At 64.0% G+C, this 1,240-nt stretch carries 2 protein-coding genes; both read right to left on the reverse strand.

Annotation, left to right across the window (positions count from 1 at the left end):
• A partial coding sequence (locus BUE38_RS22075) for a TRAP transporter large permease subunit (RefSeq protein WP_143166439.1) occupies positions 1-827 on the reverse strand: 827 nt, incomplete at its 3' end.
• The coding region (locus BUE38_RS22080) for a TRAP transporter small permease subunit (protein ID WP_073437400.1) at positions 827-1,240 on the reverse strand (414 nt) is incomplete at its 5' end. The genes BUE38_RS22075 and BUE38_RS22080, both read right to left, overlap by 1 nt.

Raw genomic sequence — 1,240 nt, forward strand, 5'->3', positions numbered from 1 at the left:
TCGTGCATCATGCGGAACGAGTATTCGCCACGCAGGATCACCGCCAGCAGCACACCGAACACGCCCATGGCCGCAGCCTCGGTGACCGACGCCACACCGCCGTAGATCGAGCCGAGCACCAGCATCGCAATCAGGCCCGGCACCACGATCGCCTTGAGCGCCTCGAAGCGGCTGGAGAAGCCCTCGTTGCGATCGGCCTCGGTCATCGGCGGGCCCATGGCGGGATTGCGCATGCAGCGCACCAGCACATAGCCGATATAGGACAGCATCAGCACCACCGCCGGCGTGATGGCGGCCGTGAACAGGTCGGCAATCGAGACACTGGCGATCAGGCCATAGATGATCAGCACGATGGACGGCGGCATCATGGTGCCCAGGGCACCACCGGCGCAGACCACCCCGATCGACAGGTGCTTGTCATAGCCCAGACGCAGCATCTGCGGCAGCGCCAGAATCCCCAGCAGTACGATCTCGCCGCCGATGATGCCGGACAGGGCGGCGAGGAAGAACGCCACCACAATGGTCTGTACCGCGACGCCACCGGGCAGGCGCCCGGCAAATACGCGCATGGCGTTGAACAGATCCTTGGCAATCCCCGAGCGGTCCAGTAACGATGCCATCAACACGAACATCGGCACCGCCACCAGCGAATACTCGGTAACGAAGCCATAGACCCGGCTGGTCACCAGCGGCAGTGCGTTGGAACCGAACCAGCCGAAAGTGAAGACCAGTGCCACCAGGCCGGTGATGAAAGCCAGCGGCAGGCCGGTGATCAGCAGGGCGAAGATCAGCCCGACCAGCAGCATTGTTCCTTCTGCGATATCCATCAGGCGGCTCCTTCATCATTGGCCGCGGGGGCCGGCTTGCCCTTGATCGACTGTACCAGGTGGATCAGTGCCTGGAGACACATGATGGCCAGCGCCAGCAGGATCATGCCCTTGATCAAGGCCGGGAACGGCGGGTTCCAGGAGGTGCCGGAGCGTTCCAGCTGCCACTCGCCCAGCGGGTTGTGGGAGGCGCCCCAGAACATCACATACGCGGCATAGGTCATGCCGAGGCAGAAGCCGAAGGTCACCAGGTCATTGAAACGGTCGAGCCACAGACGGAAGGTGGGGCCGACGGAATCGTAGAGCACCCGCACGCGGATATGGCGATTGCTGGCCAGTGCCGCGGGGCCGCCGAGACAGAAGCTCACCGCCACCAGCATGACCACGCTTTCGTGGACCCAGGAGGTGGGGGA

This window comes from Halomonas cupida, from assembly GCF_900142755.1.
GTDB classification, from domain to species: Bacteria; Pseudomonadota; Gammaproteobacteria; order Pseudomonadales; family Halomonadaceae; genus Halomonas; species Halomonas cupida.